At 70.3% G+C, this 24,518-nt stretch carries 18 protein-coding genes; 12 read left to right on the top strand and 6 right to left on the bottom strand.

Annotated features, from left to right (window positions below):
- Positions 1 to 2 precede the first annotated feature (2 nt).
- Genes LQ771_RS07365 through LQ771_RS07355 form a run of 3 tightly spaced genes read right to left on the bottom strand, consistent with a single transcriptional unit; the run spans position 3 to position 1,158 of the window.
- On the bottom strand, positions 3 to 431 hold the full coding sequence (locus tag LQ771_RS07365) for a Rossmann-fold NAD(P)-binding domain-containing protein (RefSeq protein WP_231351697.1): 429 nt from the start codon (positions 429 to 431) through the stop codon (positions 3 to 5).
- Positions 432 to 439: 8 nt separating this feature from the next.
- Positions 440 to 769, bottom strand: a complete 330-nt coding sequence (locus tag LQ771_RS07360) for an SDR family NAD(P)-dependent oxidoreductase (protein WP_231351696.1) — start codon at positions 767 to 769, stop codon at positions 440 to 442.
- A gap of 32 nt (positions 770 to 801) precedes the next feature.
- Positions 802 to 1,158 (bottom strand): thioredoxin domain-containing protein, encoded by a 357-nt coding sequence (locus tag LQ771_RS07355; protein WP_231351695.1) that lies wholly within the window; start codon positions 1,156 to 1,158, stop codon positions 802 to 804.
- A gap of 140 nt (positions 1,159 to 1,298) precedes the next feature.
- Between LQ771_RS07355 and tadA the strand changes: the two genes are divergently transcribed.
- Positions 1,299 to 1,787: a tRNA adenosine(34) deaminase TadA gene (tadA, locus tag LQ771_RS07350; protein WP_255674246.1), complete on the top strand. Its 489-nt coding sequence runs from the start codon at positions 1,299 to 1,301 to the stop codon at positions 1,785 to 1,787.
- 85 nt (positions 1,788 to 1,872) lie between these two features.
- Here tadA and LQ771_RS07345 read toward each other — a convergent pair whose 3' ends face one another.
- Positions 1,873 to 2,682, bottom strand: a complete 810-nt coding sequence (locus LQ771_RS07345) for an NAD-dependent protein deacetylase (RefSeq protein ID WP_231351694.1) — start codon at positions 2,680 to 2,682, stop codon at positions 1,873 to 1,875.
- Between the two features lie 203 nt (positions 2,683 to 2,885).
- On the opposite strand from LQ771_RS07345, the gene LQ771_RS07340 reads away from it, so the two are divergent.
- The 8 genes from LQ771_RS07340 to treY all read left to right on the top strand — a co-directional run bounded on the left by LQ771_RS07340 (position 2,886) and on the right by treY (position 21,075).
- Entirely contained in the window at positions 2,886 to 3,101 is a 216-nt protein-coding gene (locus tag LQ771_RS07340) for a DUF3606 domain-containing protein (RefSeq protein ID WP_231351693.1), read from the top strand.
- A 104-nt stretch (positions 3,102 to 3,205) separates the two neighbouring features.
- A complete protein-coding gene (locus LQ771_RS07335; RefSeq protein ID WP_231351692.1) occupies positions 3,206 to 6,337 on the top strand; it encodes an alpha-1,4-glucan--maltose-1-phosphate maltosyltransferase in 3,132 nt (1,043 codons plus the stop codon).
- 127 nt (positions 6,338 to 6,464) lie between these two features.
- Positions 6,465 to 9,767 carry a maltose alpha-D-glucosyltransferase gene (gene treS / locus LQ771_RS07330; RefSeq protein ID WP_231351691.1) on the top strand — a complete coding sequence of 1,101 codons (3,303 nt, stop codon included), beginning with the start codon at positions 6,465 to 6,467 and terminating at the stop codon, positions 9,765 to 9,767.
- Positions 9,764 to 11,938, top strand: a complete 2,175-nt coding sequence (gene glgB / locus LQ771_RS07325) for a 1,4-alpha-glucan branching protein GlgB (protein ID WP_231351690.1) — start codon at positions 9,764 to 9,766, stop codon at positions 11,936 to 11,938. Before treS ends, glgB begins: the two co-directional genes overlap by 4 nt.
- A gap of 187 nt (positions 11,939 to 12,125) precedes the next feature.
- Positions 12,126 to 14,237 carry a glycogen debranching protein GlgX gene (gene glgX / locus LQ771_RS07320; protein WP_231351689.1) on the top strand — a complete coding sequence of 704 codons (2,112 nt, stop codon included), beginning with the start codon at positions 12,126 to 12,128 and terminating at the stop codon, positions 14,235 to 14,237.
- Entirely contained in the window at positions 14,234 to 16,003 is a 1,770-nt protein-coding gene (gene treZ / locus LQ771_RS07315) for a malto-oligosyltrehalose trehalohydrolase (RefSeq protein ID WP_231351688.1), read from the top strand. Before glgX ends, treZ begins: the two co-directional genes overlap by 4 nt.
- A gap of 118 nt (positions 16,004 to 16,121) precedes the next feature.
- On the top strand, positions 16,122 to 18,218 hold the full coding sequence (malQ, locus tag LQ771_RS07310; protein ID WP_231351687.1) for a 4-alpha-glucanotransferase: 2,097 nt from the start codon (positions 16,122 to 16,124) through the stop codon (positions 18,216 to 18,218).
- Positions 18,219 to 18,396: 178 nt separating this feature from the next.
- Positions 18,397 to 21,075: a malto-oligosyltrehalose synthase gene (treY, locus tag LQ771_RS07305; protein WP_231351686.1), complete on the top strand. Its 2,679-nt coding sequence runs from the start codon at positions 18,397 to 18,399 to the stop codon at positions 21,073 to 21,075.
- A gap of 102 nt (positions 21,076 to 21,177) precedes the next feature.
- On the opposite strand, the gene LQ771_RS07300 is transcribed toward treY, so the two are convergent.
- Positions 21,178 to 21,456, bottom strand: coding sequence for a hypothetical protein (locus LQ771_RS07300; RefSeq protein ID WP_231351685.1), 279 nt, complete (start codon positions 21,454 to 21,456; stop codon positions 21,178 to 21,180).
- A 369-nt stretch (positions 21,457 to 21,825) separates the two neighbouring features.
- On the opposite strand from LQ771_RS07300, the gene LQ771_RS07295 reads away from it, so the two are divergent.
- Positions 21,826 to 22,284, top strand: coding sequence for a DUF305 domain-containing protein (locus LQ771_RS07295; RefSeq protein WP_231351684.1), 459 nt, complete (start codon positions 21,826 to 21,828; stop codon positions 22,282 to 22,284).
- Here LQ771_RS07295 and LQ771_RS07290 read toward each other — a convergent pair.
- Positions 22,211 to 22,525, bottom strand: coding sequence for a hypothetical protein (locus tag LQ771_RS07290; protein ID WP_231351870.1), 315 nt, complete (start codon positions 22,523 to 22,525; stop codon positions 22,211 to 22,213). The two genes, LQ771_RS07295 and LQ771_RS07290, sit on opposite strands and share 74 nt — an antisense overlap.
- A 232-nt stretch (positions 22,526 to 22,757) precedes the next feature.
- Here LQ771_RS07290 and LQ771_RS07285 point away from each other — a divergent pair, with 232 nt between their 5' ends.
- On the top strand, positions 22,758 to 23,408 hold the full coding sequence (locus LQ771_RS07285; RefSeq protein ID WP_231351683.1) for a trimeric intracellular cation channel family protein: 651 nt from the start codon (positions 22,758 to 22,760) through the stop codon (positions 23,406 to 23,408).
- Positions 23,409 to 23,491: 83 nt separating this feature from the next.
- A complete protein-coding gene (locus tag LQ771_RS07280) occupies positions 23,492 to 24,505 on the top strand; it encodes a L,D-transpeptidase family protein (RefSeq protein WP_231351682.1) in 1,014 nt (337 codons plus the stop codon).
- Positions 24,506 to 24,518: the final 13 nt, after the last annotated feature.

Genomic DNA, 24,518 nt, shown 5'->3' with positions numbered 1-24,518 from the left:
GGTCAAGCAGGCAGCACGACGCCGGTCAGTTCCGCGAGGCGTGTCATCAGCGTCTCCTGGAAGGCGGGGTCCATCGCCTGGGCGGCCGGCTGCTGGGGCTTCATGTGGTGCCAGTAGCGGCCGCTGACCTGCGCTTCGGGGTCCATGCTGGCGGCGAGCCAGCTCTGCGTGCGCTGTCCCGTGTCGATGTCCACCGGAGCGCCGGGGCCGCCCATGCGGGTGCGCACCCAGCCCGGATCGACCGCGCTGCTGATGACGCCAGGCCATCGGCGCGCCAGGAAGAAGGCCAGCGCCACGACGTACAGCTTGCTCTCGGCGTAGGCGCGGGAGGGATCCCAGCGGCGCGTGGTCCAGTCGATGTCGTCCAGCGGTCCTTCGCCCTGGCGATGGAGGCCGCTGCTGAGGTAGATCAACCGGCCAGGTCGTTCCATCAGTGCCGTCAGCATGAATGGGCCAGCGTGTTCACCGCCAACGTGCCGGCGTGGCCGTCGGGCGTCGTCTCCCGGCACGGCCGGGCGTAGATGCCTGCGTTGTGGACCACCGCGTCCATGCGCCCGATCGCGTTGATCTGCTCGGCGACCCGGCAGGTCTCCGCACGGCTGCCAAGGTCCCCGATCGCGACGCCGGCGGCCCGGGGCGCGAGGTCCGCAAGAGCCGAAGCGCGTGCATTCGACCGCGCATGCAGGACGACCTGATGGCCCTGTCCGAGCAGCGTACGGGCCGCCGCGCGACCGAGGCCATCGGTGCTCCCGGTGACAAAGATGCGCAATCGGGGCGCTCCCGGTCCAGTCCGGCCAGCCATCAGGCGAAGCCGGCGTACCGGTCCATCGCCACGGTTATCCCGACGAGCGTTCGCTCCATCGGCTTGACGCCGTAGAAGTGGAAGTTCGACTTGTCGCCGGTATCCCACTGCCGCTTGAGTTCCGGATCGGAACGGTCCCTGGTCACCAACCGGTGGCAGCTGCCCACGACCAGTCTCCGGTGCCATGCGGTCAGTGAGTTGAGCTGCTCGCGATCCTTCGGGCAGAACAAGCCGCGGATCAGCGCCAGCAGCATGAGGTCGGGCGTGCCCTGAGGGTCCGACAGGCGACGCGGCGTTCGGATGTGGTCGGGAAGGACGAAGTCGGGGAACGTCCGGCCTGCGGCGATGGGATTCATGGCTGTTCCTCGCGATCGAACGCACCGATGCTGGCGCGCCCGGGTTGAATCGCCCGTCAAGCCGGTCTCTGGCGTGGGGCGGTTCCCCCAGGACGCCCGGTACAATGGTCCGTCTTCCGTCAATGGTCCCCCGAGTGTCCCTGATCGATCCCGCTACGCCGCCCGAGCCGACGTTCTCGCCGCAGGACACGGAGTGCATGCGCCGCGCCCTGCAACTGGCGGCACACGCGCGTGACGCGGAAAACGAGGTGCCGGTGGGCGCCGTATTGGTACACGAGGGCCAGATCGTCGGGTTGGGCTGGAATCGCAACATCACCCTGCATGACCCCACCGCGCACGCCGAGATCATGGCCCTGCGCGCGGCGGGCGAGAAACTGGCGAACCACCGCATCGTGGGCGCCACGCTCTACGTGACGCTGGAGCCTTGCGCGATGTGCGCGATGGCGCTGATCCATGCGCGAATCGGGCGGGTCGTCTACGCGGCCACGGACCCGAAGACCGGCGCGGCCGGCAGCGTGTTCGACACGCTGATATCCGAGCGGCACAACCATCGCGTGCTGGTGCAGGGCGGGCTGCTGGCCGCCGAGTCGGGGGAGATGCTGCGGGAGTTTTTCCGCTCGCGTCGATGAAGCGACGACGCCATTGCGGGTGGGCGCCGGTCCGTCGTGGCCGCGCCGGAAGGGTGGAGCAACGCCATCGGCGGCGCCTGCAAGGTCAGTCCAGCAGAAACGCCAATGCCTCCGCGCAAGGCTGCTCCACTTTCAGGCACAGCAACGGGTCGGCACGCGTCTTCCCGAGGTTCACCGCGGCCACCGGTTTGCCCGTGCGCGCCGCGGCGTGCACGAAGCGGTAGCCTGAAAACACCATCAGCGAGGAGCCGACCACCAGCACCGCGTCGGCTGCCTCCAGCGACTGCATCCCCTGCGCCACGCGTTCCCGTGGCACGTTCTCGCCGAAGAACACCACGTCGGGCTTGAGTACCCCGCCACAGGCCGGGCAGGGTGGCACCAGGAAGTCGTCGAAGTAGGTCGCTTCCAGGTCGGCGTCGCCATCGGGCGCCTCCGTGGCCTGGAGTTCGGCCCAGCCCGGGTTCAGGCGATCGAGCTCCTGCTGGAAGACCCCGCGCGACTGGCGCCAGGCGCAGCCCATGCAGCGCACCTGGTCCAGCCTTCCATGCAGGTCGACCACCCGGCGCTGGCCGGCGCGCTGGTGCAGGCCGTCCACGTTCTGCGTGACCAGCAGCTCGAGCCGTCCCTGCGCTTCCAGCCGGTGCAACGCGTGGTGGGTGTCGTTGGGCTGGGCCGCGCCGAAGTGGCGCCAGCCGACCAGGCTCCGTGCCCAGTAGCGCCGGCGCGTGCCCTCCTGGCCCATGAACGCCTGGTAGGTAATTGGCGGCGTGCGTTTCCATGCCCCGTCGGTGTCGCGATAGTCGGGAATCCCCGAGTCCGTGCTGCAACCGGCGCCGGTCAGCACGAACAGGCGGGGATGGGTGTCGATGAAACGGGCGAGCGGGGCAGGCTGCATGGTCCGAGTATGACGCCACATGCCCCCGCGGAAACGCCCCCTGGTGCCGCCACGCGCCACATGTCGCGAGCACGATGGATGCGCCCCCGTCGCGCTCGTGCAGGAACCGTTTACGACTGTTTCATCTTTACGTGACGGCGCCTTCAATGCGCGCCCACCAAGATGACTGTGCTGCCGCAGTGCCACGCGGTCATGGGTGAATCATGAGCCAGTCGGACCGGACCCTGAACACGATCAACGACAGAGATCCGTTCGCGATGCGGTACTGGTCCAAGCAACTGCGAATCTCCGAACACGACCTGCGCGAGGCGATCGCCGTGGTCGGCACCAGCACCCAGGCGGTACGCCAGTACACCAACCGGCCGCAGGCCACTCATGCGGACAGGCCGCGCGGCGCCAGCCGCCAACGCGGCGATTGATGGGCCGGTTTCAGGGGACAGTGGACGTGCCTGCCCAACCCAGCGCCCGACGCCAGCGCCCGGCGACCGCCGCGGCAAGCCCATCCCCCAACCCTGGAGACACTATGCCGGCACATGCGGCCGCGCCGCCCCGCATCCTCAGCTTGCCGGCCGCGCTCGATGCCGGCGGCGGCGCACGCACGCCATGGCTGGCGCACGCAGCGGAGCTCGGCTTCAGCCACGTACTTGCACCTTCCGGGCTGCTCGATGAGGGGGTGGCGGCAATCGGCACCATGGCCCGCTTGTGCGGCGACCACGGTCTGGGTTTGCTGCTGGACGTGGACGTGGCGCGCCCCTTGCCGGCCGATCTGCCCCTGCGCGCCGGACATCCCGACTGGTTCCGCGCCTTGCCCGATGCCTCCGCCTTGCCCGATCCGCGCCGTCCGGCGGTGGAGGCCGGCGTGCACTGGCGTTTCCACGACGATGCCGTGGCGCCGGAGGCGCTGGCCTGGTGGTGCGAGCGGCTGCGCGAGGCATTGCAGGCGGGGGCCGCGGGGCTGCGCCTGCGGTCGCTGGACGCCGCCCCCGCGGCATGGTGGGCGCACCTGGTGGATGGCCTGCGCGGCAAGGCCCCGCAAGCGCTGTTCCTGGGCTGGACCCAGGGATTGGCACCCGAGGAACTGGCCGCCCTGAAGGAGGCTGCTTTCGACTACGCCTTCTGCTCGGCCGAGTGGTGGGATTTCCGCGCTGGCTGGTTCGGCCGCGAGCTGCGCCGCGTGGCCGCGGTGGCGCCACCGCTGGCCTGCGCCGCGGCGCCCTTCGGCGACCCGTCCGCCGACCTGGTCTTCGGCGAACGCGATCATGCCGGGCGCCACCGCCGTCGCGCCGCATGGTTCGCCGCCACCTGTGCCGCCGGCTGGCTGATGCCCGCGGGCTTCGAGCGCGACGAGCACCAGGCACTGGACATCGCCGCCGAGATCCGCGCCATCAACGACTGGCTGCGCGGGCTCGGCCCGCAGGCGCGCACGCCGTCGGCCATCCATATCGACGACGCATGGGTCGGCGTGCTGCGCCGGCAGGGCGAGCGCGCGTGGCTGTCCCTCTTCAATGCGCGGCTGGACGTGGAAACCCCGGTCGCGCTGGGCGCGGTAGCCGGCGGCGCGGCCAGCATCTACGGGGACTGGACCGCCCCGGACGGCGGGCCGGCCACGGAACCGCTCACCCTCGGCCCGGGCGAGGCACGCGTGTTCGAAGGTACGCGCACGCCGCCGGTCGCCACGCGCACCTCTGCGGCCACCCGCAAGCAGGCGCTGGCCGCCGCCACGCAGGCGCCGCGCATCGCCATCGAGGCGGTCACTCCCTGCGTGGACGAGGGCCGCTTCGCGGTCAAGCGCGTGGTCGGCGACGTGGTGACGGTCGAGGCGGACGTGTTCATGGATGGCCACGACCGGCTGGCGGTGGTGCTGCGCTGGCGGGCGCTGGACGAGAGGCACTGGCACGAGCAACGGATGGAAGCGCTCGGCAACGATCGCTACCGCGGCCACTTCACGCCTGCCCGGGTGGGTCGCCACGAGTACACCGTGCAGGCCTGGCGCGATGCGTACGCGAGCTACCGTCACGAGATCGTCGCCAAGCACGGCGCTGGCGTGCCGATCGCGCTGGAGATGCGCGAAGGCCAGCATCTGGTCGAACAGACCGCGGCCGGCACCACGCCGGCAAGGCGCAAGCCCCTGCGTGCGCTGGCCTCGGCCCTGGCCAGGGCCGACGACGACGAGGCGCGCTACCGGCTGCTGACCGCCGAGGACACCGCCCGCACGCTGACCGAGGCCGATCTGCGCGCATTCGCCGTCGAACACCCGCCGCTTCGCCTCGAAGTCGATCGCCGCGCCGCGCAGTTCGCCAGCTGGTACGAACTGTTCCCGCGCTCGATCACCGATGACCCGGGCCGCCATGGCACCTTCCGCGACGTGATCGGGCGGCTGCCGGCGATCCAGGCGATGGGTTTCGACGTGCTGTACTTCCCGCCGATCCATCCGATCGGCCGCGCCTTCCGCAAGGGCCGCAACAACAGCCTGACGCCCGGCGAGCACGATCCGGGCAGCCCCTACGCGATCGGTTCGGCCGAGGGCGGGCATACGGACCTCCATCCCGAACTGGGCACGATCGAGGACTTCCGCGCGCTGCGCGACGCCGCGCAGGAGCACGGGCTGGAACTGGCGCTCGACTTCGCCATCCAGTGCTCGCCCGACCATCCCTGGCTCACGGAGCATCCCGAATGGTTCGACTGGCGGCCGGACGGCAGCCTGCGCTACGCGGAGAACCCGCCGAAGAAGTACCAGGACATCGTCAACGTCGACTTCTACCAGGACGACGCCGTGCCGTCGTTGTGGCAGGCGTTGTGCGACGTGGTGCTGTACTGGGCGGGTGAGGGCGTGCGCATCTTCCGCGTGGACAACCCGCATACCAAGCCGTTCCCGTTCTGGGAGTGGATGATCGCGCGCGTGCGCAGCGAGTACCCCGACGCGCTGTTCCTGTCCGAGGCCTTCACCCGGCCCAAGCCGATGTACCGGCTGGCCAAGCTCGGCTTCAGCCAGTCCTACACCTACTTCACCTGGCGCCACACCAGGCAGGAGTTCGTCGACTACCTGACCGAACTGGCGCACGGCGCGCCGCGCGACTTCTTCCGTCCCAACTTCTTCGTCAACACGCCGGACATCAACCCGTACTTCCTGCAGCGCTCCGGCCGCACGGGGTTCCTGATCCGCGCGGCGCTGGCGGCCACGCTGTCGGGCCTGTGGGGCATGTATTCGGGCTTCGAGCTGTGCGAGTCGGTGCCGATCCCGGGCAAGGAGGAATACCTCGACTCGGAGAAGTACGAGATCAAGCCGCGCGACTGGAATGCCCCGGGCAACATCGTCGCCGAGATCACCCAGCTCAACGCCATCCGCCGCGAACAGCCGGCGCTGCAGAGCCATCTCGGCGTGCGCTTCCTGCGCGCCGACAACGACCAGGTACTGTTCTTCGAGAAGACGGCGCCGGGCGGGCGCGACCGGGTACTGGTGGCGATCAACCTCGATCCGCACCACGCCCATTCGGCCGACCTGCACCTGCCGCTGGCCGACTGGGACGTGGGCGAGGACACGCCGCTCACCGTCGAGGACCTGCTGCACGACCTCACGCTGACCTGGCGCGGCGGGCGGCAGCACGTGTGGCTGGGGCAGGGCATGCCCTATGCGATCTGGCGGGTGGAGGCATGAACATGCCCCGCACGTCGCCTTTCCTCGTGGGAGCCCACTTGTGGGCGATGCTCCTGCCTTGGCGCATCAAAGCAGAGCATCGCCCCCAAGTGGGCTCCTACAAAGGCTTCGCGGCAGGAGGGACGGCATGAACACGCAGCCCAGGACTGTCAGGCGCAGCTTCACCAGCGATCCGCTCTGGTACAAGGACGCGATCATCTACCAGGTGCACGTCAAGTCGTTCTTCGACTCCAACGACGACGGCGTGGGCGACTTCCAGGGGCTGATCGACAAGCTCGACTACATCGCCGAGCTGGGCGTCAACACGCTCTGGCTGCTGCCGTTCTACCCGAGCCCGCGGCGCGACGACGGCTACGACATCTCCGGCTACAAGGACGTGCATCCGGACTACGGCAAGCTCGGCGACGCCCGGCGCTTCATCGCCGCGGCGCACGCGCGCGGCCTGCGCGTGATCACCGAACTGGTGATCAACCACACCTCCGACCAGCACCCCTGGTTCCAGCGCGCACGCCTGGCCCGGCCCGGCTCGGCCGCGCGCAACTTCTACGTGTGGTCGGACACCGACCAGGCCTATGCGGGCACGCGCATCATCTTCCTGGACACCGAAAAGTCGAACTGGACCTGGGACCCGGTCGCCGGCCAGTACTTCTGGCACCGCTTCTTCTCGCACCAGCCCGACCTCAACTTCGACAATCCAGCGGTGATCAAGGCCGTGCTGGGCGTGATGCGCTTCTGGCTGGACATCGGCGTGGACGGCTTGCGCCTGGACGCGGTGCCCTACCTCATCGAACGCGAGGGCACCAACAACGAGAACCTGCGCGAGACGCACGACATCCTCAAGCTGATCCGCAAGGAGATCGACGAGCACTACCCCGACCGCATGCTGCTGGCCGAGGCCAACCAGTGGCCCGAGGACACCCAGGACTACTTCGGCAACGGCGACGAATGCCACATGGCGTTCCACTTCCCGCTGATGCCGCGCATGTACATGGCGATCGCACGCGAGGACCGCTTCCCGATCACCGACATCATGCGCCAGACCCCGGCGATTCCCGACAACTGCCAGTGGGCGATCTTCCTGCGCAACCACGACGAGCTGACGCTGGAAATGGTCACCGACGCCGAGCGCGACTACCTGTGGGAGACCTACGCGGCCGACCGCCGCGCGCGCATCAACCTGGGCATCCGCCGCCGTCTTTCGCCCCTGCTCGAACGCGACCGCCGGCGCATCGAGCTGATGAACTCGCTGCTGATCACCATGCCGGGCACGCCGGTGCTCTACTACGGCGACGAGCTGGGCATGGGCGACAACATCCACCTGGGCGACCGCGATGGCGTGCGCACGCCGATGCAATGGTCGATGGACCGCAACGGCGGCTTCTCCAGGGCCGACCCGGCCAAGCTGGTGCTGCCGCCGATCATGGACCCGCTGTATGGCTACCAGGCGGTCAACGTCGAGGCACAGGCGCGCGATCCGCATTCGCTGCTCAACTGGACCCGCCGCGTGCTGGCCGTGCGCAAGCGCTACAAGGCGTTCGGCCGCGGCGGCATCCGCTTCCTCTACCCGGGCAACCGCAAGATCCTGGCCTACCTGCGCGAGTACGAGGACGAGCAGGTGCTGTGCGTGGCCAACATGTCGCGCACGCTGCAGGCGGTCGAACTGGACCTGGGCGCCTTCGAAGGCCGCGTGCCGGTGGAGATCCTCGGCGGTACCTCGTTTCCGCCGATCGGGCGCCTGCCGTACCTGCTGACCCTGCCGCCATTCGGCTTCTACGCCTTCCAGCTCTGCGCCAACGCGCAGATGCCGGCCTGGCACCAGGTACCGGCGGAGCCGATGCCGGACTTCGAGACGCTGGTGCTGCGCGGCCCGCTGGTGGATGGGCCGGTCATGGCGCACCACCGCGGCGCACTCGAACGCGACGTGCTGCCGACCTACCTCGGCCGACGCCGCTGGTTCGGCGCCAAGGACCGCGGCATCGCCTCCATCAACGTCATGTACGGCCAGCCGTGGCCGGACCGTGGCGAGGACCTGATCATCACCGAGATCATCACCACGCTCAACGACCAGGGCATCGAACGCTACTGCCTCCCGCTGGGCATCATCTGGGAAGACGAGAACCCGCCCGCGCGCGCCCAGCAACTGGCACTGGCGCGGGTGCGCCGTGGCCGCCGCGTGGGCTACCTCACCGACGGCTTCGTGCTCGATGCCTTCGTCTCCGGCCTGCTGCGCGGCCTGCGCCAGCGACTGGAGCTGCCACTGAAGCGGGGCGGATCCATCCGGTTCACCGCGACAGGCGCCTTCGACGCGCTCGAGTTCCCACCCGACACCGAGAACCGCTGGCTGTCGGCCGAGCAGTCCAACAGCTCGGTGATCGTGCACGAGCACGGCATGCTCAAGCTCTACCGGCACATCTCGCACGGCATCAATCCCGAACTGGAGATGGGCCGTCACCTGACCCGCGTGGGCTACGCCAACACCCCGCCGCTGCTGGGCGAGGTGCTGCACGTGGGCGCCGATGGCGTTCCCTCCGCGCTGGCCGTGCTGCAGGGTTTCGTGCGCAACCAGGGCGATGCCTGGCGCTGGACGCTCGACTACCTGCATCGCACCTGGGACGAATTCAGCCATGCCGCGGACGATGCCGCCCGCGCGGAGATCCTGGCCGACTACGACAGCTTCGCCGCCGCCGTGGGTACGCGTTTGGGCGAGTTGCACGCGGTGCTCGCGCAGCCCAGCGACGACGACGCCTTCCGGCCCGAGACCGCGGGCAAGGCCGACGTGGGCGAATGGGCAAACGACGCCCGCGCGCAGCTCGGGCGCGCACTGGAAGCGCTCGAGAGTCTCGTCTCCGAGGATGGTGCGCTGCGCACGCAGCGCGACCGGCTGTTCGCGCGGCGGGATGCGCTTTGCCAGCGCATCGATGCCCTGGCTGCACGCGGCGAGGATGCGCTGCGCACGCGCGTGCATGGCGACTTCCACCTGGGCCAGGTGCTGGTGGTGCAGGGCGACGCCTGGCTGATCGACTTCGAGGGCGAGCCGGCTCGCCCGCTGGCGGACCGGAGGATCAAGACCACGCCGTTGCGCGACGTGGCCGGCTTCCTGCGCTCGCTCGACTACGTGGCCGCCGTCGCGCAGCGGGGGGAAGATGGCATGGCACCGATCGAGGATCCGCTCTACGCGCCGTACCTGGAACGCTTCCGGCTGCGCGCCTCGGAAGTGTTTCTGGCTGCCTACGTCGCCGTGCTCGACCGGGCGCCGGTGCGCTGGATCCGCGCCGAGGCACTGGCGCCGATGCTCGAGCTGTTCCTGCTGGACAAGGCCGCCTACGAGATCGCCTACGAAGCCGCCAACCGGCCGGGTTGGCTGGGCGTGCCGCTGCAGGGGCTGTTGCGGCTGACCGACGAGGCCGCCATCGGCGGAGTCCCGACGTGAACGCAGGCGCGCTCGACCCCGGAGCGGTGGACGCCCTGCTGCAGGCAGGCCATGGCGATCCTTTCGCCGTGCTCGGTCCGCACCGGGTCGACGGGCAGCGCGTGGTGCGCACGCTGCAGCCAGGCGCGCACGGCGTCGAGGCGATCGATCCGCAGGGCCAGGTGCTCGCCTCGCTGGCGCCGCTGGCCGACGGCCTGTTCGCGGGCGTGGTGCCGGGCGAGGGCGACTATCGCCTGCGCGTGCACTGGCCGACGGCGATGCAGGAACTGGACGATCCCTACGCCTTCGGATCGCTGCTCGCCGAGCACGACCTGGACCTGCTCGCGCAGGGCCAGCATCCGGAACTCTGGCGCCAGCTCGGCGCGCATCCGGATGAACGTGAGGGTGTGCGCGGTGTGCGCTTCGCGGTGTGGGCGCCCAATGCACGGCGGGTCAGCGTGGTCGGCGACTTCAACCACTGGGACGGCCGCCGCCACCCGATGCGCCTGCGCCTGCCGCATGGCGTGTGGGAGCTGTTCGTGCCGGGCCTGGGAACCGGTGCGCGATACAAATACGAGATCCTCGGCGCCGATTTCTCGGTACAGCAGCGTGCCGATCCGGTGGCGCTGGTCACCGAGGCGCCGCCGTCCACCGCATCGGTCGTCGCCGACGTCGAACCCTTGCGCTGGAGCGACCACGCGTGGATGGCCGAGCGCGCCACGCGCCAGCGGCTCGACGCGCCGCTGTCCATCTACGAACTGCACGCCGGTTCCTGGTGGCGCGACGAACACGGCCGGTCACCGGGCTGGGACACGCTGGCCGAGCGCCTGATTCCGTACCTGGTCGGCATGGGCTTCACCCACGTCGAACTGCTGCCGGTCGCCGAGCACCCGTTCGGCGGCTCCTGGGGCTACCAGCCTTTGGGCCAGTACGCGCCGACCGCGCGCTACGGTCCGCCGGAGGCCTTTGCCCGCTTCGTCGACCGCTGCCACGAGGCGGGCCTGGGCGTGATCGTCGACTGGGTGCCCGCGCATTTCCCCGCCGACACGCACGGCCTGGCACATTTCGACGGTACCGCGCTGTACGAACACGCCGACCCGCGCGAAGGCTTCCACCAGGACTGGAACACGCTGATCTACAACCTGGGCCGCAGCGAGGTCTCGGGGTTCCTGATCGGCAGCGCGCTGGCGTGGCTGGAGCGCTTCCACGTCGACGGCCTGCGCGTGGACGCGGTCGCCTCGATGCTCTACCGCGACTACAGCCGCAAGCACGGCGAGTGGGTGCCCAACATCCACGGCGGGCGCGAGAACCTCGAATCGATCGCCTTCCTGAAACGCTTCAACACCGTGGTGCACCAGCACCACCCCGGCGTGCTCACCATCGCCGAGGAATCGACCGCCTGGCCCGGCGTCACCCGCCCGCCGACCGAGGGCGGCCTGGGTTTCGACTACAAATGGAACATGGGCTGGATGCACGACACGCTCGAGTACATGTCGCGCGACCCGATTCACCGGCGTTGGCACCACCACGAGATGACCTTCTCGATGGTGTACGCCTACTCGGAGCAATACGTGCTGCCGCTGTCGCATGACGAGGTGGTGCACGGCAAGCGCTCGCTGCTCGGCCGCATGCCCGGCGACGATTGGCAACGCTTCGCCAACCTCCGCGCCTACTACGGCTTCATGTGGGCACACCCGGGCAAGAAGCTGCTGTTCGCCGGCGGCGAGCTGGCGCAGCCGACCGAGTGGAACCACGACGCGCAACTGCCATGGCACCTGCTGGACGATCCGCGCCACCGCGGCGTGCAGCAACTGTTGCGCGATCTCAACCATCTGCTTGCGCGAGAGCCGGCCCTGCACGCCTGGGACGGCGACCCGCGCGGCTTCCGCTGGGCGATTGGCGACGACGCGTCGAACAGCGTGTTCGCCTGGCTGCGCTTCGCGGAAGGCGCGCGTCCCGCGCTGGTGGTGAGCAACCTCACGCCCGCGCCGCTGCACGACTACCGCATCGGCGTGCCGCGAGAGGGGCGCTGGCAGTTGGCGATCAACTCCGACGACGCGGGCTATGGCGGCTCCGGCGTGGGGCAGGGCGAGGCACACGCCGAGCCGGCGCCGATCCACGGCCAGCCGTGGTCGCTGGCGTTGACGTTGCCGCCGCTCGCAACCGTAATCTACCTGGCGGAGCCGGTATGAAGCATCTCGCCCCGGCGACCCCCATCCGCCTGTCGGCACCTTCCCCTGCCAAGCGGGGGATGGCTCGCGAACAGGCCTCGCGGCAGACCATCCTTCCCCCGTCTGCGGGCGAAGGCGCCCGGAAGTGGGATGGCGGCAGCCCTGCCTCGGCCCGGCACGCCGATACCCAAGCAAAGGAGCGATGCTGATGCCCACGCTCCCCGAACGCATGCAGCCAGGCGCGCCTTACCCGCTGGGCGCCACCTGCGACGGCATCGGCACCAACTTCGCCGTGTTCTCCGCGCACGCCGAGCGCATCGAACTGTGCCTGTTCGATCCCTCCGGCCGCCGCGAGATCGCCCGCTACACGTTGCCCGAGTGCACCGACGAAATCTGGCACGGCTACCTGCCGCGCCTGCGTGGCGGCCAGCTCTACGGCTACCGTGCCTACGGTCCCTACGAACCGGAGCAGGGCCACCGCTTCAACCCGAACAAGCTGCTGCTCGACCCGTACGCGCGCCAGCTCGCCGGGCAACTGCGCTGGTCCGACGTGCTGCACGGCTACCGGGTGTCCTCGCCGCGCGCGGACCTTTCCTTCGATCGGCGCGACAGCGCCGCGGCGATGCCCAAGGCGGTGGTGGTCGACGAGCCGATGCACTGGGAAGGCCGCACGCAGCGCCCGCGCACGCCCTGGTCGCAGACCATCGTCTACGAGGCGCACGTCAAGGGGCTGACGCGCACGCTCAAGCGCATCCGCCCGCACGAGCGCGGCACTTTCCTGGCGCTGGCCGACCCCTACGTCATCGATCACCTGGTCCACCTGGGCATCACGGCGATCGAGCTGCTGCCGGTCCACGCCTTCGTGCAGGACCGCCGGCTGGCCGAGATGAAGCTGCGCAACTACTGGGGCTACAACACGCTGGCGTTCTTCGCGCCGGAGCCCTCGTACCTGGCCGAGGGCGCGCTCAACGAGATCCGTGCCGCGGTGCAGGCGCTGCACGCGGCCGGCATCGAGGTGATCCTGGACGTGGTCTACAACCACACCGGGGAGGGAAGCGAACTCGGTCCCACGCTTTCCTTCCGCGGCCTGGACAATGCCAGCTACTACCGGCTGCTGCCGGACAACCCGCGCCACTGCATCAACGACACCGGTACCGGCAACACGGTCAACACCGCGCACCCGCGCGTGCTGCAGCTGGTGATGGATTCGCTGCGCTACTGGGTGCAGAACTTCCACGTCGACGGTTTCCGCTTCGACCTGGGTGTCACCCTGGGCCGCGAGGCGACCGGCTTCGATCCCAACGGCGGCATGTTCGACGCCATGCGCCAGGACCCGGTACTCAATGGGGTCAAGCTGATCTCCGAACCGTGGGACGTCGGCCCCGGCGGCTACCAGCTGGGCAACCATCCGCCCGGCTTCGGCGAATGGAACGGCCAGTTCCGCGATGACGTGCGTCGTTTCTGGAAGGGCGACGCCGGCCTGCGCGGCGCGCTGGCCGGCCGCCTGCAGGGCTCGTCCGAACTGTTCGACCACCAGCACCGCCGCCCGTGGGCCTCGGTCAACTTCGTCACCGCGCACGACGGTTTCACCCTCGAGGACCTGGTCAGCTACGAGCACAAGCACAACGAAGCCAACGGCGAGGACAACCGCGACGGCGCCAACGACAACGAGAGCAACAACCACGGCGCCGAGGGGCCGACCGAGGACGCCGCGATTCTGGACGCACGCGGCCGCGCCAAGCGCGCCATGCTCGCCACGCTGCTGTTCTCGCACGGCACGCCGATGCTGCTGGGCGGCGACGAGTTCGGCCGCAGCCAGGGTGGCAACAACAACGCCTATTGCCAGGACAACGAGATCTCCTGGCTCGACTGGAAGCTGGCGCAGTCCGATGGCAGCCACGCGCTCATCGAGTTCGTCGCCCGCCTGATACGCCTGCGCGAGCAGCATCCGACCCTGCGCGCGGACAGCTTCATGCACGGCGGCCCCGACCTGTTGCCGGGGCTGGCGCCGGTGTCCTGGTACAACGAACGCGGCAGCGTGATGAAGCAGAGCGACTGGAACGACGCGCAGGGTCGTCTGCTGATGCTGCGCCGTGCGTGCCCCAAGGGCCGGCGCCACATCGACGTGACGCTGTTGTTGATCAACGGCACCGGCGAACCACACGCCTTCGTGCTGCCCGAGCCGCCGCTGCCCTGGCGCCTGCACATCGATACAGGCAACCCCGATGCGCCCGAACGCAACGTCGAAGAGCCTTCGCTCGAACTCAAGGGCCTGAGCGTCATGCTGCTTTCCGCCGCGCCGCGGCAGGACGGTGCATGAGCGGGCGCTTTCGCCACGCCATGCCTTACGGCGCCGAACTGCAGGGCGATCGACGAACGCGCTTCCGGCTGTGGGCGCCCGATGCGGCACAGGTACGGCTGGAACTGGAACCGGGCGGATCGCAGCCGATGCGCGCACTGGACGACGGCTGGCACGAGTGCATCCGCGAGGCACCGGCCGGCACCCGCTACCGCTTCCAGGTCGGTGGCGGCCGACGCGTGGCCGACCCGGCCTCGCGACTGCAGGAAGCGGGCGACGTACACGGCGCCAGCGTGGTAGTCGATCCGGGCGCGTACGCCTGGCAGCACGCCGGCTGGCGCGGACGGCCGTGGCACGAGGCGGTGGTCTACGAACTGCACGTGGGCGCCTGCGGCGGCTTCTCCGGCGTGCATGCGATGCTGCCGCGCCTGCACGCGCTGGGCGTCACCGCGATCGAGCTGATGCCCATCGCCCAGTTCCCGGGCCAGCGCAACTGGGGCTACGACGGCGTGCTTCCGTTCGCCCCGGCCGCCGCCTACGGCACACCCGACGAGCTCAAGGCGCTGGTCGACGCGGCGCACGGGTTGGGGCTGTCGATGATCCTGGACGTGGTCTACAACCATTTCGGTCCGGACGGGAATGACCTGGGCGCATACGCCTCGCCGTTCTTCCATACCGGAAGCCCGTCGACCCCCTGGGGTACGGCGATCGATGTGGCGTTGCCGCCGGTGGGCGACTTCTTCGTGCACAACGCTCTGTACTGGCTCCAGGAGTATCGCTTCGACGGCCTGCGGCTGGACGCGGTGCACGCCCTGCACAATCCGTCCTGGCTGCTCTCGCTTGCCGCACGCGTGCATGCGGTGGCCGGCGAGCGTCACCTGCACCTGGTGCTGGAGAACGAAGCCAACCAGGCGCAACTGCTGGGGCCGGGCCGCTTCGACGCGCAATGGAACGACGACTTCCACAACGCGATACACGTGCTGCTCACCGGCGAGCGGGCGGGCTACTACGGCGCCTACGCCGACGGCCCGATCGACAAGCTGGCGCGCTGCCTGGGCGAAGGCTTCGCCTGGCAGGGCGAGCCGATGCGCGGCCGGCCCCGCGGCGAACCGAGCGGGCACCTGCACCCGCTGTGTTTCGTCGATTTCCTGCAGAACCACGACCAGGTCGGCAACCGCGCGCTGGGCGAACGGCTGGACGTGCTGGTCGAACCGAAGCTCATCGAAGCGGCGCTCGCGCTGCTGCTGCTTACCCCTTCGGTGCCGATGCTGTTCATGGGCGAGGAGTGGGGCAGCCGACGGCCATTCCTGTACTTCACCGATCACCAGACCGAGGAACTGCGCACCGCCGTGCGCGAGGGGCGACGCAAGGAGTTCGCCGACTTCGAGAGCCACGGCAAGGGCGACGTACCCGATCCGAATGCACCGGCCACCTTCGAGCGATCCGCGCTGGACCCGGCCGAAGCGGGCAGCGCGGAAGGCCTCGCGCGGCTCACCCTGGTCCGCCTGCTGCTGGCGCAGCGGCGGCAGCACCTGGTGCGACGCCTGGGGAAGGCGCGATCGCTGGGCGCCCGGCCCATCGGCGACCGCGCGCTGCACGCGCACTGGCAACTGGGCGACCTGCGCCTGCATGTCTACTGCAACCTCGGCGAACGTGCGTCTGCCGTCGACGCCAAGCCAACACCCGATGCGCGATGGTTGCACGGCGAGGCGTCGGCGATCGCCGCCCTGGCCGAAGGCCGCCTCGCGCCCGCCTGCACCCTGGTTTTCCTGGAACCTTCGGCATGAGCTTCACCGTTGTCCCCCGCGTCCCTGCAGGAGCGCATCTTGCGCGCGGCCCTTCCGGGCGGCAGGGAGCCCATTGTCCAGCCCGCCCGCCCAGGGGCGTTCCCCGGCGAGGTCGATCGTGAGCGAACTGGACGCTCGCCTCGCCGAGCTTGCCGACCTGGCCGGGGTGGACGTGCACTGGCGCGACGCCAACGACCGGCCGCAGAAGGTCGCGCCGCCCACCCTGCGCGCCGTGCTCGATGCGCTCGGCCTGCCGTGCGCGAACGAAGACGACATCGACGCCAGCCTCGACCGGTTGCGCCGCGAGCGCGAAGACACGCGGCTGCCGCGCCTGCGGGTGGCCGATGCCGGCCAGTCCTTCGCGCTGCCACGCGCTGGCACGCAACGCCGTTACCGCATCGAGGACGAGCAGGGCAGTCCGGTCGGCGAGGGCATCGTGCCGGCGGACGGGCGCGAACTGCGTGCACCGTCGATACCGGGTTACTACCGTCTGCTGCTGGGCGATGACGAATGCACGCTCGCCGTCGCCCCGACGCGCGCGTTCGGCGTGGGCGACGTCGCCGGCGCCCATCGCCGCCCCTGGGGCGTGGCCGTGCAGTTGGCCAGCCTGCGTCGACCGGGCGACGGCGGCATCGGCGACTTCACGGCGCTGGAACAGTGCGCGCGCGCCGCGGCCGCCCGCGGCGCCGACGCGCTGGCGATCAGCCCGGTGCATGCGCTGTTCGCCGCGGCGCCGGAGCGATACAGCCCGTACGCGCCCTCCAGCCGGCTGTTCCTCAACCCGCTCTACGTCGACCCCGGCCGCGTGGGCGGGGCCTCCGCGCTGCGCACGGTGACCGACGCGCACAACCTTCGCCAGGAGATGGCCGAACTGGAGTGGCTCGATCTGATCGACTGGCCGCGCGCGGCACGCGCGCGCATGACGCTCCTGCGCACGCTCTTCGAATGGTCCACGGCCGATTCCAAGCTCACCCTTGCGCTCCGCGCCTTCCGCCGCGAGCGGGGCGAGGCGCTCGAACGCCATGCACGCTTCGAGGCGCTGCAGGTGCACTTCCGCGCACACGACATCCCGGGCGGCTGGCAGGCCTGGCCGGCCGAGTATCACGACCCGACCGGCCTCGCGGTAACCACCTTTGCCCGCGAGCACAGCCGCGAGGTGGCCTTCCATGCCTTCCTGCAGTGGCTGGCCATGCGCGGACTGGAAGATGCGCAGCATGCAGCGCGCGCCTCGGGCATGGCCATCGGGCTGATCTCGGACCTCGCGGTCGGCACCGATCCCGGTGGCAGCCAGGCCTGGAGTCACCAGGGCGAGCTGCTGCACGGCCTGTCGGTGGGCGCGCCGCCGGACCTGCTCAACCGACACGGCCAGGACTGGGGCCTGACCACCTTCTCGCCTTCGGGCCTGAAGCGCAGCGGCTACGCCGGCTACCTCGCCATGCTGCGCGCCGCGCTGGCGCATGCCGGTGGCGTGCGCATCGACCATGTGCTGGGCCTCAAGCGCCTGTGGTTGGTGCCGCACGGCCACGGCGCCACGGGGGGCGCCTACGTGCGCTACCCCTTCGAGGACATGCTGCGGCTGCTGGCGATCGAGTCGCATCGCAACCGCGCGGTGGTCATCGGCGAGGACCTCGGCACGGTGCCGGCCGACTTCCGCCAGCGCATCGGCGAGGCCGGCGTGCTGGGCATCCGCGTGCTGTGGTTCGAGCGCGCGGCGGACCGCGGCTACATCGCGCCCGGGCATTGGTCGGCGGAAGCGATGGCCACCACCTCGACCCATGACGTGCCGACCGTGGCCGGTTGGTGGAGCGGGCGCGATATCCAGTGGCGCGCACGCGCGGGCCTGGCCGAGCCCGGCGTGGACGAGGTCGCCGAACGCGCGCTCGACCGGACCCGGCTCTGGCGCGCACTGTGTGCTTCGGGCGCGGCCTGGGACGCGGGCGGTTCACCAGACGAAGACCGGCCTCCTTCGCCGGAGGACGTGGTGCCCGTGGCGATCGCGGCGGCCGGCCACGTGGCGCGGGCGCCGGCACCGCTGGTGGTGATACCGGCCGAGGACCTGATGGCGCTGCCGGAGCAACCGAACCTGCCCGGACCCACCGATGCGCTCCACCCCAACTGGCGCCGGCGGCTGCCGGAAACCGCCGCGCTGCTGTTCGACGGTCCGGCGGCGCGCGCCTGCTGCGGGGCGGTCGCCGCCGCGCGCGGCACATCGTGAACGGGCAGCCTCGCGCCCAGGCCTCCGCTCCCGCGGCGTCGCCGGGGGCGAGGGGACGGATTCCCCGGGAAGGTTTCCCGCCACTGCGGCCGCCCGCCCGGGCCCGCTCCCGGACGACGAGCGGGCGTGAACGGTCGCTCGCCCTGAACGTGGCGAGGCGGCGTCGAAGGATCCTGCCGTGAGTCCCCCCGTGCCCAGTCCGCCGCGTGCCCTCGCGCGCCTGCAGTTCCATGCCGGCTTCACCCTGGACGACGCTGCCGCCCAGGTCGACTACTACGCCAGGCTGGGCATGAGTCATCTCTACGCCTCGCCGCTGTTCACCGCACGTCCCGGCTCGACGCACGGCTACGACGTCATCGACTACCACCGGATCAACCCCGAGCTGGGCGGCGAACCCGCCTTGCAGCGGCTGGTGCGCAAGCTGCGTGCACACGGCATGGGGCTGATCCTCGACATCGTGCCCAACCACATGTTCGCCGGCCCCGGCAACGCGTGGTGGACCGATGTGCTGCGCCACGGGCGCGCCAGCCACTACGCCGGCTATTTCGACATCGACTGGCGCAGCCCCGACCCGCTGGTGCACGGCCACGTGCTGCTGCCCATCCTGGGCAAGCCCTACGCGCAGGCGCTGCGCGATGGCGATGTACGGCTGGACCGGGAGGGCGGGGAGTACATCTTGCGCGTGCACGACAACCCCCTGCCGCTCGCGCCCGGGACCATCGAAGCGCCGCATGGGGAAGGGCAGTCGTCGGTGCTCGCCGCGCACGACGGCAGTCGCGATGCCGGCTTCCACGCGCTGCATGCCCTGCTGGAGCGGCAACACTACCGCCTGGCGCTGTGGAAGCTGGCCAACGACACGATCGATTACAGGCGCTTCTTCGACATCAACGAGCTGGTCGGCCTGCGCATGGACCGTACGCGCGTGTTCGAGGACTGCCATGCACTGGTGTTCAGGCTCTACGCCGAGGGACTGATCGACGGATTGCGCGTGGACCACGTCGACGGCCTGGCCGATCCGCACCGCTACTGTCGCCAGCTGCGCCACCGGCTGCGCCGCCTGCAGCGCCTGCGTCCCGCGGGTGCACCGCGCGGAACGGCCTATCTCGTGGTGGAGAAGATCCTTGCCGAGGGCGAGCGGCTGCGGCCGGACTGGCGCACGGACGGCACCACCGGGTACGAGTTCATGGATCAGGTCGGTGCCTTGCTGCATGACGGCGCGGGAGAAAACATGCTGACCGCGCTGTGGCAATCGGTCAGCGGCGAGCGCGCCGATTTCGCCGCGGTGGCACGCGCCGCGCGGCTGCAGATTCTGGTCGACAGCTTCGAGGCGGAACTGGACCGCACCGCACGCGCGCTGTTCGATGCCGCCCGCGCCGATGTCTCCACGCGCGACGTGAGCCTGCCGGCGATCCGTCGCGTGCTGGTGGAGTTGCTGGTGCACTTTCCGGTGTACCGCACCTACGCCGGTGGCCTCGGGCGCGACGCGGTCGACGAGGCGGTCTTCCAGCAAGCCTATGCCCGCGCCCGCCACAGCGTGCGCATCGAGGACCGCGAGCTGCTCGCCGAGGTCGCCGCCTGGCTCGGCGGCCAGGCGCCGCGCGGGTTGCCGCCGGGGCGCGTGCGCCGGGCCCGCGAGCGGGCCATGCGCATCTTCCAGCAGGCCACCTCGCCGATGGCCGCCAAGGCGGTGGAGGACACCGCCTGCTATCGCTACGGGCGCCTGCTCTCGCGCAACGAGGTCGGCGCCGACCCGGGCCATCTGGCGCTGGACATCCCCAGCTTCCATGCACTGTGCGCCGAGCGCGCGCGCGACTACCCGCACAACCTGCTGGCCACCGCGACCCACGACCACAAGCGGGGCGAGGATGCGCGTGCCCGCCTGGCGGTGCTCTCGCACGCGGCCGTGGTCCCGCACTGGGCCGCCGCGGTGGAGCGCTGGCGCGGGCGCAACGCGGGGCTGCGCGCGCTGGTCGGTGGCGCGACGGCGCCCTCTCCGGCGGACGAGTACATGCTTTACCAGACGCTGGTCGGTGCCTGGCCGCTCACGCTGGCGCCGGAAGAGGCCCGGGGGCTGGACGACTTCCGCGAACGGGTCGCCGGGTGGCAACGCAAGGCGCTGCGCGAGGCCAAGCGCCGCTCGCGCTGGACCCGTCCCAACGAACCCTACGAGGATGGCTGCGAGCGCTTCCTCGCCGCGCTGCTGGCACCGGCCAACGGATTTGCCGCCGAACTGCACGCCTTCGTGCAGCGCATCGGCGCCGCCGGTGCCGCCAACAGCCTGTTGCAGACGACGCTGCGGCTGACCACGCCCGGCCTGCCGGATACCTACCAGGGCACGGAGTTCTGGGATTTCAGCCTGGTCGACCCCGACAACCGGCGGCCGGTCGACTTCGACGCGCGCCGGCGCGCGCTGGATGCCGGGGCCTCGTGGGAACGGTTGCTGCGGGACTGGCGCGATGGCCGTGTCAAACAGCGCGTGATCCACGAGCTGCTGCAATTGCGCCAGCGCCACGGCAGCCTGTTCGCCCAGGGGAGCTATCGCGCCCTGCCGTGCAAGGCGGCGGACGATGGGGCCGGCAACGAGCTGATCGTCTTCGAGCGCAAGCTCGAGGGTCATGCCGTCGTGGTGCTCGCGCTGCGCCACACGGCAGGCAGGCTGCTCGGCGCCGCCACGCCCGCCTGGCTGGCCGGATCCTCGGCCGCGCTGCTGCCGCCGGGGCTGCGCGTGCACGACCTGTTGCCGGGCCGCTATCGCAACGTGCTGGGCGAGGGCGTTGCCACGGTGGACGGGAGCCTCGATCCCGCCGAGTGGCTGCAGCCCCTGCCGGTGGCCGTGCTGGAGCGGATGGGGGCCTGAGCGACCGCCTGGCCCGACTTGCGGCCGGCGGCCGCAATCGCACGCAAGCGAAGGGCGCGACCGAAGTCGCGCCCGTATCCGATGCGTGCGTAGTCCGGCGGGTCAGATCAGCCAGCAGGTCGCCGGTTGCGTGGGAGAGATCCAGGGGAAGTCGTCCTCCTCCTCGGGTTCCGGGGTCGGAACAGGCACGCGCGGCATGCGGCGGTCCTCGGTCGGCCATTCGATGTCGCCGTGGCGACGGTCCTGCGGCGCATCGCCGTCGCTGGGCCAGCGCGGAGTCTGCTCGGGGCCGATCGCCGGGCCATTGATGGTCCAGTCGTGGTCGCGGATGAAACCGGGATGGCGACGGATGGTGGAAGGGCTGCGGACGTTCATGTTCATTGGGCGAAACACGTTCCAAAACAACTGGATGTAGTTTCCGTGCGCCGCTGTCTAGGCGATGCGAAAGGGATGCTGCCGATGCTTTAACGAGGGCTGCCGGCGGGACTCCGTTCAGCCCTGGCACGCGGTCGCGTTCCCGGCCCGAAGCCTGCATTGGCGCAGGCAGGGTGATCGGGCCGCACCGCCGTCGGGACGCGGTGGCCGGCAGTGATAACGCGCAACGGCAGGACGATGCGCTTGTGCGGAGCATTCGGGCGTGCGGTGGCGGGAGAGGTCGTGCTTGCGATCGACCCGCGGGCGGGGCTCACGCGTCGACGACGCGCTCGGACCGTATGTTGGTCCTCCATTCGCAGCGAAATGGAGAGTGCGATGAAGGGCAGTTACGCGTCGTTCGCGGCCATGGTGATCGTGTCCACCGTCGTGATGTATGGCCTCATGTACTTCACCGCCGAACAATGGTCACATGTCTATTGGAGCCAGACGCGCGCCTACATGGCGCTGGTCATGGGCGCTGCGATGGCGGTCATCATGCTCGGCTTCATGTGGCGCATGTACCCGCGGCGCGGCGCAAACGCCGGCATCATCGCCGGCGCGCTCGTGGTGTTCTTCGGTGCGTGGTATCTGGCGCGCAGCCAGGCCACGGTGGGCGACGTGGCCTACATGCGGGCGATGATCCCCCACCACTCCATCGCCATCCTGACCAGCGAGCGCGCCCATATTTCCGACCCCCGGGTGCGCAAGCTGGCCGACGGAATCATCGCTTCGCAGCGGCGCGAGATCGGCGAAATGAAGGGGTTGATCGCTGACCTGGACGGCAAGCAAAGGTGAACCGTTTGCCGCCGCGAGCGGGTCGCCGCGCCGTGCATGGCTGTCCGAGAGTCCCGATGGCGAAGCCGACAGGTCCCGGTGCGGAAGCCGATGGCACAGCGACCGCACGCGCGCTCAAAGCCGGATGCGCACGCCTGCCACCCACTGCCATTCGAACAGCTCTCCGCCGTGATCCGCCGTACCGCCGAAGCGACGTCGCCAGAGGCCAGGGCGCCACCTCGCGCCGGATCTCGTAGCGCAGGCGCAGGCCGGGCGTGGCGTCCGACAGGCCGCTGCCAAGGCTCCGCGCCGGGTCGGCCGGCGGGTCCCACGTAACCGGTCGCGTCCAGCTCGAACCAGCTGCGACCCGCTCGAACCAGCTGCGGCGTCATGCCGGCTACCCCTTCCCCTCACCGGCCGGGAGACGGAGCCCGATCCACGCCGCCTGCTTTAAGCTGGCGCGACCCAAACCGAAGCGAACCCAGGCCAGGCAGATGATCGACACGACGCGGGCCCTCCACACCCTGCTGTTGTTTCTCGACCTTTTCGGCACCTTCGTGTTCGCGCTGAGCGGCGCGCTGGTCGCCGTGCGGCGCGGGCTGGACCTGTTCGGCGTGCTGGTGCTCTCGTTCGCCGCGAGCTGCGCCGGCGGCATCACCCGCGACCTGCTGATCGGCGCCACGCCGCCGGCGGCCATCGAGGACTGGCGTTACCTCGGCGTATCCCTGCTGGCCGGCCTGCTGACTTTCTACCGCTACCCGGCCATCGAGCGGATGCGCAATCCGATGCAGTTGTCCGACGCGGCCGGCCTGGCCCTGTTCGCCGTGGCCGGCGCGCAGAAGGCACTCGCCTACGGCCTGGCACCCGGCATGGCCGCGTTGCTGGGCATGCTCACCGGGATCGGCGGCGGCATGCTGCGCGATGTGCTGGTGTCGGACATCCCCACGGTGTTGCGCGCCGAGCTCTACGCGGTGGCCGCGCTGGCCGGTGCCGGCGTGGTGGTGCTGGGCGACATGCTGCACCTGCCGCCCACGGCGACCACGCTCGCCGGCGCGGGCCTGTGCTTCGGCCTGCGCTTCATGGCCATCCGCTATGGCTGGCGGCTGCCGGTGGCCAAGCCACCGGATGCGGACCGGCGCGGCTGAGCGGGCCGGCAACCGGTTGATTCTGGTCAAGCAGACGCGATCTGGCATACACCAGCATGGCTTCGCCCAATGCGAGATCGTCCGTGGAACACATCGTTGGAATGGCCGCGTCCGGATGGCGCCCTGCGCGCCTTCGCCCTAGCGTGCTGCTGCTCTGGAGCGTGCTTGCCCTGCTGGCATGGCCGGTGTCCGGGTGGGCCACGGACAAGCCGTTCTGGCGGCCCGAGCTGGCTCCCGTCGGGCCGGTGGTGATGCTGGTCAGCCTGGACGAGCAACGCATCTACGTCTACCGCAACGGCGTGGCGATCGGCGCCAGCCGCATCAGCACGGGCCGGCGCGGGTACGAGACGCCGACCGGGGTGTACACGATCCTGCAGAAGGAGCGCGTGCACTATTCCAACCTGTACGACAACGCGCCCATGCCATTCATGCAGCGCCTGACCTGGGACGGGCTCGCGCTCCATGCCGGCACGCTGCCGGGCCATCCGGCCTCGCACGGCTGCATCCGCCTGCCCGAGACCTTTGCCGAGCGCCTGTTCGAAGTGAGCCCGCGCGGCACCGTGGTCGTGGTGGCCGACCAGCGCGTGGCGCCGCCGGAGATCAATCATCCCGCCGCGATCGCTCCCTTGGGACTGGGCGGCGCCGAGCCCTTGCAGCCCGGCGGAACGGACACGTCGTGGCCGCCGGACGATGGCGGACCGGTGAGCGTTGTGGCGAGCACGCACGACCGGGCGCTCTACGTGCTCCAGTCGGGCAAGCTGATCGCGAGCACGCCGCTGAGCGTGCCGGAAGACTTCACCGTCGGCGGCATGCTGCTGTATGTCCGGCGTGCCGAAGCCGCCGAGCCGGTGGAACGGGACGGCGGACTGTGGTCGGCCTACCGCGTGCTCGGCGAGGGGCCGGCGCCCGCGCCGCGCGCTCTGGCCGGCGAGCTCAAGGTGCCCGATGCGTTCGGTGCCCGGTTGCGCGCGCGCATCGCGGTCGGCACCACGGTGCTGGTCACCGACCTGCCGGCGCGCGGCGGCCAGCCGGTGCCCTACGGCACGCTGCTGGAGGCGCGGGAGGCGGCTCCCGAGGCGGCACCCGAGCACCCCTAGCGATTTATTAAGG

The organism is Frateuria soli (assembly GCF_021117385.1).
Classification (GTDB): Bacteria; Pseudomonadota; Gammaproteobacteria; order Xanthomonadales; family Rhodanobacteraceae; genus Frateuria_A; species Frateuria_A soli.
This window is presented reverse-complemented; position numbering and strand designations above follow the sequence as displayed.